We start from the raw sequence: 8,955 nt of genomic DNA, 5'->3' as shown, positions 1-8,955 counted from the left end.
CTCGAAGTCCTCCGCGACCACCCGCTCACGACCCGCCGCTACTACCGCCGCATCGACTACTGAGCGAGCGGGAAGTGAATCCACCCGCCATCTGCCTGATCGGCAACCTCAACCTCGACCTGATCATCCGCGGGGTGAGGGAGCTGCCGAGCTGGGGTCATGAGATCGCCGGCACGGGCCACACGACCGTCACCTCCGGCCAGGCCGGCTACGTCGGCCTGGGGCTTGCGAAGCTCGGCGTGCCGGTCGACGTGATCGCCAACGTCGGCGACGACGCGGAGGGCCGCGGCATCCTCGCCGACCTCGAAGGAGCCGGCATCGGCACGGCCGGTGTCGAGGTCGCGCCCGGCACCGTCACCGGCATCACGGTCGGGATCGTGCGGCCCGACGGCGAACGCGCCTTCGTCTCCCACTTCGCCAGCCTCGCCGACTTCGACGCGGCGCTCGTCGAGCGCCAGTGGGCGACGGCGAGGGAGGCACCGGTCGTCTGCCTCGTCGGCCTCTTCTCCGTCCCCGGGCTCGACCCCGGCGCGGCGGCGCGGATCTTCGCGCGGGCCCGCTCGGAGGGCCGCCGCACGGTGCTCGACACCGGCTGGGACCCCGACGGCTTCAGAGCGCAGACGGTCGCCGGCGTGCGCACCGCGCTGCGCCACGTCGAGATCTTCCTGCCCAACCTCGACGAGGCGACCGCGCTGACCGGCGAGCGCGACCCGCTCGCCGCCGCCCGCGCGCTGCAGGCCGACGGCCCGCGGGTCGTCGTCGTCAAGTGCGGCGCCGACGGCAGCGTCGCCGTCGACGGCGAGCAGGCCGCGACGATCAGCGCGACGAGCGTCGAGGTCGTCGACGCGGTCGGCGCCGGCGACGCCTTCGACGCCGCCTTCCTCTTCGCCCACCTCTCCGGGTGGGAGCTGCGACCGGCGCTGGCGCTCTCCAGCGCCGCCGCCGGCATCCACGTCTCGCGCGCCGGCGACCGCCACGCCTCGCTGCCGGAGGCGGTTGCCGCCGCCGCGCCGCTCGGCGTCGCGCTGCCGCCGCTGCCCCCTCAACTCGCAGCCCGCGGAGGCGGGCCCCGCTCGTGATCGACTTCCACACCCATCCCGTCCAGGTCGCCGATCTGTTCGACGACGACCCGACGCTGACGCGCGCCGTCCAGGACGTCTTCGGCCTCTGGATGTCGCCGCAACCGTTGCGCACCTACGAGCTGCACATCGAGGAGGCCGGCGCCGACAAGGCGGTCGCGGTTCCGCTCGACTGCACCACCGCGCACGGCATGACGGTCGTCTCCAACGCGCAGATCGCGCGGCTGATGGAGTTGACCGACCGCGTGATCGGCTTCGCCTCGGTCGACCCCGGCCAGGAGGGCGCGGCCGACACGCTCAAGCGCGACGTGCGGGAGTACGGCCTGCGCGGCCTCAAGCTCGACCCGGCGCTGCAGCAGTTCGACGTCGCCGACGCCGACAGGGCCTTCCCCGTCTACCAGGCGGCGGCCGAGCTGGGCATCCCGCTGCTGATCGACTGCGGCCTCAGCTGGGCGCCGAAGGGGCGCGCCGAGCTGGCGCGGCCGCTCGCGCTGGAGCCGGCGATCCACGCCTTCCCCGAGCTGCAGATCGTGATCTCGCACTTCGCCTGGCCGTGGGTCGACGAGGCGGTCGCGCTGGCGCTCAAGCACCGCAACGTCCACCTCGAGACGTCGATCCTCAACAGCGGCACGCCGCCGGAGTCGCTGCGCCTCGCGCTCGACCGCATCGGCATCGACCTGCTCGACCGCAGCCTCCACGCGCAGGTCGTCTTCGGCTCGGACTACCCGCGCGTCGACCCCAAGCGGGTCGCCGACGGCGTCCGCGGGCTGGGCCTGCGGCCGGCGCTGGAGCGCAAGGTCTTCAACGACAACGCAGTGCGCCTGCTGAGACTGGAGGGGACCGCGGCATGAGATCCCAGATCATCCGCTTCGGCATCCAGACGACCGGCGACACGAAGATGATCGACATCACCGAGCGGGTCCGCCAGATGGTCCGCGACTCCGGCGCGCAGAACGGCCAGGCGCTCGTGATGACGCTCCACACGACGACGGCGATCACCGTCAACGAGGGCCTTCCGGACCTCGAGGACGACATCGTCGAGATGCTCCAGGAGCTGGCGCCGGCGGACAGGAACTACCGTCACGCCCGCTTCCTGCACTCCGACGGGCAGATGGCCGTCAACGCGCCCTCGCACCTGCGCGGCGCGCTGCTCGGCTTCCAGTGCGCCTTCCCGATCGAGGACGGCGAGCTGGTGATGGGCGGCCGTCAGACGATCTACTTCGTCGAGCTGGACGGTCCGCTCTACCGCGAGGCGCTCGTGCAGGTGATGGCCACGTGACCGCGGGCGAGCGCACACCCCTGCTGGAGGCGCGCGGCGTCGTCAAGAGCTTCGGCCGCGTGCGCGCGCTGCGCGGCGCGAACTTCGCCGTCCACGCCGGCGAGGTGGTCGCGCTGGTCGGCGACAACGGCGCCGGCAAGTCGACGCTCGTCAAGACGCTGGCCGGCGTCCACCACCCCGACGACGGCCAGTTGCTCGTCGACGGCAGAGCGGTCGCCTTCCACTCGCCGGTCGACGCGCGCGAGCACGGCATCGAGGTCGTCTACCAGGACCTCGCGCTGGCGGCCGAGCTGCAGCCGGCGGCCAACCTCTACCTCGGTCGCGAGATCATGCGCAGAGGGCTGCTCGGCAAGCTCGGCTTCCTCGACGACCGCGAGATGAAGAAGCGCGGCGACGGCGCATTCCACGACCTCGGCGTCCGCATCCAGGACACGAACGCGTCGGTCGCGGCGATGTCCGGCGGGCAGCGCCAGGGCGTCGCGGTCGCGCGCGCGGTGATGTGGGCCAACCGCGTCGTCTTTATGGACGAGCCGACGGCGGCGCTCGGCGTCGTGCAGACGCGCAACGTCCTCGATCTGATCAAGCGCGTGCGCGAGCGCGGGATCGCGGTCGTCCTGATCAGCCACAACATGCCAGAGGTGCTCGAGGTCGCCGACCGCGTCGAGGTGCTGCGCCTCGGCCGGCGCGTCGCGCGCTTCGAGCGCGGCAACGTGACGATGGAGGAGATCGTCGGCGCGATGACCGGTGCGATCGAGCACGAGAAGGAGAAGGACGCATGACCGACGCGGCCAAGACCGAGCCGGCCGAGGCGATCGCGCTCGAGGACGACCTCGACGCCGCCCCGCCCGCTCCCTGGTGGGCGCGCCTGGTGGGCGGCTCCAGCATCTGGATCGGGATGATCCTCGTCGGGCTGATCGCGGCCTTCGCGATCGTCGAGCCGAGCACCTTCGTCTCCGTCGCCAACGCCCGCAACATCTCCACGGACGCCGCGATCCTGCTCGTGCTCGCGGTCGGGCAGACCTTCATCATCATCACCGCCGGCATCGACTTGTCGGTCGGCTCGATCCTCGTCTTCGCCGGCGTCATCTCCGCGAAGGTGATGGACGCCGTCGGCGGCGAGGGCACCGGCACGATCGTCGCGGGCCTGATCGGCGCGCTGGTCGCCGGCGGGGCGTGGGGGCTGCTGAACGGCTTCCTCGTCGCGAAGGCCAACATCACGCCGCTGATCGTCACGCTCGGCACCTTCGGGATGGCGCTCGGCGCCGCGCTCGTGATCACCGGCGGGATCGACGAGCGCGACGTGCCCTATGACCTGATCGACTCGGTCGGCACCGGCCGCCTGTTCGGCGAGATCCCGTGGCTGGTCGTGATCGCGCTCGCCGTCGCCGCCGTCTTCGGCGTGCTGCTGGCGAAGACGCGCTTCGGCCGCTTCACGCTCGCGGTCGGCTCCAACAAGGAGGCGGCGCGGCGGGCCGGCATCAACGTCGACCGCCACCTGATGAAGGTCTACACGCTCGGCGGCACGCTCGCCGGCCTCGCCGGCTTCCTCTCGCTCGCGCGCTTCGGCACGACGACGATCGGCGGCCACGCGACCGACAACCTGCAGTCGATCACGGCCGTCGTGATCGGCGGCACGAGCCTCTTCGGCGGCATCGGCAGCATCCTCGGGACCGTCTTCGGCGTCTTCATCCCGGCGGTGCTCCAGAACGGCTTCGTGATCACCGGCGTGCAGCCGTTCTGGCAGCAGATCGCCGTCGGCGCGGTGCTGATCGCCGCCGTCTACCTCGACCAGCTGCGGCGCAGCCGCAACCGCTGAGTCCTGCTCGTCGACCAACCCAGAAGGATCGGAGAGAGAGTGCATCTGTCACGTACCCGGCGGCACCTGGTGGGCCGCGCATCGGTCGCGTTGCTGGCGACCGCGGCGACGCTGGCGCTGGCCGCCTGCGGCAGCAGCGACGACGACACCGGCAGCACGACCGCGAGCGCGGGCGGCGGCGCAGGCGAGCGCAAGGTGACGCTCGTGACGGGCGTCAAGGGCGACGAGTTCTACATCACGATGGCGTGCGGGGCGCAGAGCGAGGCCGACAGACTCGGCGTCCAGCTCGACGTCCAGTCGCCGGACGAGTTCGACCCCTCCAAGCAGACGCCGATCGTCAACGCGGTCGCCGCCTCCAAGCCCGACGCGCTGCTGATCGCGCCGACCGACCAGGCCGCGCTCTACGCGCCGATCAAGCAGATCGCCGACGCCGGCACGAAGGTCGTGCTCGTCGACACGACGCTGGAGAACGCCGACGTCGCCGTCTCGCAGATCGCGACCGACAACTACGAGGGCGGCAAGGCGGCGGCGAGAGCGCTCGCCGACCTGATCGGCGGCAGCGGCAAGGTGCTGCTGCTCGGTTTCAGAGCGGGCGTCTCGACCGACGACCTGCGCAGCAGAGGCTTCAGAGACGGCGCCGAGGAGCTGGGCCTGGAGCTGGTCGGCACCGAGTACAGCGACAACAAGCCGGAGAAGGCGGCCTCGATCGTGAAGGCGGCGCTGGCGCGCGACCCCGAGCTGAAGGGCGTCTTCGCGACGAACTCGTTCGCCTCCGAGGGCGCGGCGACCGGCCTGCGCGAGGCCGACGCGCAGGACAAGGTCAAGATCGTCGGCTTCGATGCCGGCCCGATCCAGGTCGAGCAGCTCGAGCAGGGGCTCGTGCAGGCGCTGATCGCGCAGCAGTCGGCCGAGATCGGCCGGCTCGGCGTGCAACAGGCGGTCGCCGCGCTCGACGGCAGAACGGTGCAGGAGAGAATCGGCACCGGCTCGACGACGATCACGCAGGAGAACATCGATTCGCCGGAGAGCAGAGCGGCGATGGACAAGCGGACGTGCTGAGCGCCGTCGCGCCAGCGAGCATGAGCGCTCGCTGGCGCGACAGCCTGCGTTCGCGCCAAACCCCTGACATAAGATGTCCGGCATGAGCATCGAGACGCGTGACCGCCGCTCGGTCGTCGTTCAGCTGCGCGACGCGTTGCGCGAGCTGATCGAATCGATGGAGCCGGGCGAGCGGCTGCCGTCGGAGAACGAGCTGGTCGCGCGCTTCGGCGTCGCGCGCGGGACGATCCGCGAATCGCTGAAGCTGATCGAGCAGGACGGTCTCGTCGACGTGCAGCACGGGCGCGGCCGTTTCGTCTCGGCCGTCGCCGACCTCGGCGTCAACCGCCCGATCACGAACTTCGAAGGCGTCACCGAGATGCTGAAGGCGCTCGGCTTCGCGCCGAGAACGAGGTTGCTGTTGGCCGAGCGGGTCGGCGCCGACGAGGACGAGGCGGCGGCGCTCGGGATCGCGCCGGGCGACGAGGTCGTGCGGCTGGCGCGCCTGCGCACGAACAAGCGGCAGCCGCTGGTGCTGTCGATCAACGCCTTTCGCGCTGAGCTGCTGGGCGAGGAGACCGTCGCCCAGCAGGACTTCTCCGGCTCGCTGCACGTCTGGCTGAGCGCGCGCGGCGCCGAGCCGATCTCCTCGGCGGCGAGATTTCAGGCCGTGCCGCTGCCCGGCGACTACGCCGAGGTCGTCGGCGAGCCGGCCGCCTCCGGCGCCTGGCTGCTGACCTCCGAGCGCTGCTTCGACGCGAGCGGCAACGTGGTGCTGTTCTCCCGTGACTACCACCGCGGCGACGTCTTCAGCTTCCACGTCGTCCGCCGCCGCGCGGACTGAGCGCCGGCGCGGCGGGCGCGCCGGGGTCCCGTCAGCGCGCCAGCGGCGCGTACGTGTCCGGCCGGCGCGTGGTGAGGAAGGGGAAGAGCGCCAGCCAGTCGGGGCCCTGCGTCAGGTCGAGGTCGGCGACGAGCACGGCCGGCTCCTGGCGCGGGGCCTGCACGAGGATGCGGCCGTACGGATCGCTGACGAAGCTCGACCCGTAGAAGGTCAGCGGCTCCTCGTGGCCGATGCGGTTGACGGCGATCATGAAGGTGCCGTTGGTGATGCCGTTGGCGACGATCACCTTCTCCCACTGCGGCTGGGTGTCGAAGCCGGGATGGTCGGGCTCGGAGCCGATCGCGGTCGGGTAGACGATCGCCTCGGCGCCGCCGAGCGCGTAGGCGCGCGCCAGCTCGGGGAACCACTGGTCCCAGCAGGTCGGGAAGCCGAACTTCGCGCCCGGCAGCTCGATCACCGGGTACGGATCGCCGTCGCCGGCGGCCGGCCCGGCACGGAAGTATCTGTCCTCGTAGTAGCCGGCCGTGATCGGGATGTGCAGCTTGCGCGTGCGGCTGACGAGCGTCCCGTCGGGGGCGACGACGATCGCGGTGTTGTAGCCGAGGCCGTCCGGTCCGCCCGGGCCGTCGGCGGCCTCGAACAGCGACGCGTGCACGTGGACGTCATGCTCCGCGGCGGCCGCGCGCGCGAAGGTGATCGTCGGGCCGTCTTCGAGCGGTTCGGGCGCGGCGCCGGCCGCGGCCGGGCCGTCGGGCGTGATCGCGAAGTAGGGGGAGAGTGTCAGCTCCTGCAGGCAGACGAGCGTCGCGCCCTCGCGGGCGGCGAGCCCAATGCCCTCGCTCAGCGCGGCGGTGTGCGCGTCGGCGTCAGGGTTCCAGCGCTGCTGCACGGCGCCGATCCGGAACGGCGCCCGCGGGCCCGCTCCCCCCTCGCCCTCCGCCAGCGACACGGGCGGGGTCGTGTTGACGATCAGCTCGTAGTCGCTCATGCGGCGCTCTCCGGGACAGCAGGGACTTGTTGGGTGATGCAGTGGACGCCGCCGCCGCCGAGCGCGAGCGTGCGGCCGGGGACGCCGACGACCTCGCGGCCGGGCAGCAGCGCGCGCAGCCGCGTCAGCGCCTCGTCGTCCATGTCGTGGTCGAGCTGCGCCAGCGGCACGACCGCGCCGCCGTTGCAGAGGTAGAAGTTCATGTACGGGATCGCGACGGCGTCGCCCTCCTCGCGGCGTGTGCGCGGCAGCAGCGTGAGGTCTATGACGTCGAGGCCGGCGTCGCGCAGCCGCCGCCTGTTCTCGGCAGCGTTGGCGTAGTTGGGGTCGTCGTGGTCCTCGACGGTCTGCAGCAGCACCCTGCCGGGCGCGACGAACGCGGCGATGTTGTCGACGTGGCCGTCGGTGTCGGCGTCCTCGACGAGACCCTGGCCGAGCCACACGATCCGCTCGGCGCCGAGCTGCAGGCGGAGCTCCTCCTCGATCTCCGGCCGCTCCAGCAGCGCGTTGCGGTTGGGGTTGAGCAGGCACTGCTCGGTCGTCACGAGCGTGCCCTCGCCGTCGACCGCGATCGAGCCGCCTTCGAGCACGAGCGGCGAGCCGAAGCGCTCGATGCCGAGGTGCGCGAGCAGCCGCTGCGCGACCGCCGCGTCGTTGTCGTAGGGGGTGAACGCCTCGCCCCAGGCGTTGAAGCGGAAGTCGATCCCGGCGCGCGCGCCGTCGACGCCGGTGACGACGAGCGGACCGGAGTCGCGCAGCCACGAGTCGTCGATCGGCAGCTCGACGACCTCGACGTTCTCGGCCGGGACGCGTCTGCGCGCGTCGGCCGCGTGGGCGGGGTCGGCGACGAGCGTGACCGGCTCGAAGGCGGCGACGGCGGCGACCGTCTGCACGTGCGCCTCGCGCGCCTCCTCGATCGTCGTTCCGCGCCATGCCGCCTCTCGCGCCGGCCATGCGATCAACGTTCGCTCGTGGGGCGCCCATTCGGCCGGCATCCGCAGGCCGGCGGCGCGCGTCGTCGTGCTCATGAAGCGCAGCCTAGCGCCCGGCGCAAGCTGATGTCAACGCGTTGACAACGCGTTGACACGATAGGGTGGCGCACGATGGCCGAAGGTGACAGAAGCGCGCCTGCGGGCGGCGGTGCGCAGCGAGCTGCGGAAGCGCCCGCGCGCGGCGGCCGCCGTGTCCGCCTCGACCGGGACGCGATCGTCGTCGCCGCCGAGCGCGTCGTCTCGGCGGAGGGGCTCGACGCGCTCTCGATGCGTCGCATCGGCGCCGAGCTGGGCGCCGACCCGACCGCGCTCTACCGCCACTTCCGCAACAAAGAGGAGCTGCTCGTCGAGCTGGCCGGCCGCAGCTTCGCCGAGGCGCCCGCGCTCGACCCCGCCGACGACTGGCGCGTGCGCCTGCGGGCCGAGCTGCGCCACGAGCTGGAGCGCTACCGCGTCCACCCCGAGCTGGCGACGCTGATCGCCCGCCAGCCCGACGACGAGCCGCGCCTCGTGCGCATGAACGAGCGCCTGCTGGCGATCCTCGCCGACGCCGGCCTGTCGCCGGCCGACGCCGCCCGCCTCTTCCACGTGATCGAGAACTTCGTCGTCGGCTCCGGTCTCTACGCGACGCTGCTGGAGCACGCGCCCGACCCGCGCGTCGCCGACCGCGCCGCGATGCGCCGCGTCTACGCCGGGCTCGACGGCGAGACGCTGCCGCACGCCGCCGCCGCCGCGCCGCACCTCTTCCCGCCGCAGCGGGAGATCTTCGAGGCGGGCGTCGACCTGCTGGTCGCGGCGATCGAGCGCGCTGCGGCTCAATAGCGCACTTCACAAGTGGGCACCATCGCACGTTTCTCCGGACGGATGGTTGAGTGTGTGCGCGCCCACTCTTCCTGCGTAACAGTGTTCGGGGCGTCAA

The 8,955-nt window shown here is 72.1% G+C and carries 10 protein-coding genes; 8 read left to right on the top strand and 2 right to left on the bottom strand.

The window, feature by feature from the left end; all coding sequences use genetic code 11:
* Window positions 1-74: 74 nt before the first annotated feature.
* The 7 genes from R7226_RS15570 to R7226_RS15540 all read left to right on the top strand — a co-directional run bounded on the left by R7226_RS15570 (window position 75) and on the right by R7226_RS15540 (window position 6,056).
* Entirely contained in the window at window positions 75-1,079 is a 1,005-nt protein-coding gene (locus R7226_RS15570; protein WP_318598104.1) for a carbohydrate kinase family protein, read from the top strand.
* Window positions 1,076-1,930, top strand: a complete 855-nt coding sequence (locus tag R7226_RS15565) for an amidohydrolase family protein (RefSeq protein ID WP_318598103.1) — start codon at window positions 1,076-1,078, stop codon at window positions 1,928-1,930. Before R7226_RS15570 ends, R7226_RS15565 begins: the two co-directional genes overlap by 4 nt.
* Window positions 1,927-2,358: a secondary thiamine-phosphate synthase enzyme YjbQ gene (locus tag R7226_RS15560; protein ID WP_318598102.1), complete on the top strand. Its 432-nt coding sequence runs from the start codon at window positions 1,927-1,929 to the stop codon at window positions 2,356-2,358. The genes R7226_RS15565 and R7226_RS15560 overlap by 4 nt, the downstream gene beginning before the upstream one ends.
* Window positions 2,355-3,137, top strand: coding sequence for an ATP-binding cassette domain-containing protein (locus tag R7226_RS15555; protein ID WP_318598101.1), 783 nt, complete (start codon window positions 2,355-2,357; stop codon window positions 3,135-3,137). Before R7226_RS15560 ends, R7226_RS15555 begins: the two co-directional genes overlap by 4 nt.
* Entirely contained in the window at window positions 3,134-4,174 is a 1,041-nt protein-coding gene (locus R7226_RS15550; RefSeq protein ID WP_318598100.1) for an ABC transporter permease, read from the top strand. Before R7226_RS15555 ends, R7226_RS15550 begins: the two co-directional genes overlap by 4 nt.
* Before the next feature lie 69 nt (window positions 4,175-4,243).
* Window positions 4,244-5,233, top strand: a complete 990-nt coding sequence (locus tag R7226_RS15545; RefSeq protein ID WP_318598099.1) for an ABC transporter substrate-binding protein — start codon at window positions 4,244-4,246, stop codon at window positions 5,231-5,233.
* Between the two features lie 82 nt (window positions 5,234-5,315).
* Window positions 5,316-6,056: a GntR family transcriptional regulator gene (locus R7226_RS15540; RefSeq protein ID WP_318598098.1), complete on the top strand. Its 741-nt coding sequence runs from the start codon at window positions 5,316-5,318 to the stop codon at window positions 6,054-6,056.
* 31 nt (window positions 6,057-6,087) lie between these two features.
* On the opposite strand, the gene R7226_RS15535 is transcribed toward R7226_RS15540, so the two are convergent.
* Together R7226_RS15535 and R7226_RS15530 are read right to left on the bottom strand one after the other, a co-directional pair.
* A complete protein-coding gene (locus R7226_RS15535) occupies window positions 6,088-7,044 on the bottom strand; it encodes a nitrilase-related carbon-nitrogen hydrolase (RefSeq protein WP_318598097.1) in 957 nt (318 codons plus the stop codon).
* On the bottom strand, window positions 7,041-8,072 hold the full coding sequence (locus tag R7226_RS15530; protein ID WP_318598096.1) for an agmatine deiminase family protein: 1,032 nt from the start codon (window positions 8,070-8,072) through the stop codon (window positions 7,041-7,043). The genes R7226_RS15535 and R7226_RS15530 overlap by 4 nt, the downstream gene beginning before the upstream one ends.
* A 75-nt stretch (window positions 8,073-8,147) precedes the next feature.
* On the opposite strand from R7226_RS15530, the gene R7226_RS15525 reads away from it, so the two are divergent.
* Window positions 8,148-8,858, top strand: a complete 711-nt coding sequence (locus R7226_RS15525) for a TetR/AcrR family transcriptional regulator (RefSeq protein ID WP_318598095.1) — start codon at window positions 8,148-8,150, stop codon at window positions 8,856-8,858.
* Window positions 8,859-8,955 lie beyond the last annotated feature (97 nt).

This window comes from Conexibacter stalactiti (assembly GCF_033542075.1).
In the GTDB taxonomy this organism is placed as follows: domain Bacteria; phylum Actinomycetota; class Thermoleophilia; order Solirubrobacterales; family Solirubrobacteraceae; genus Conexibacter; species Conexibacter stalactiti.
This window is presented reverse-complemented; position numbering and strand designations above follow the sequence as displayed.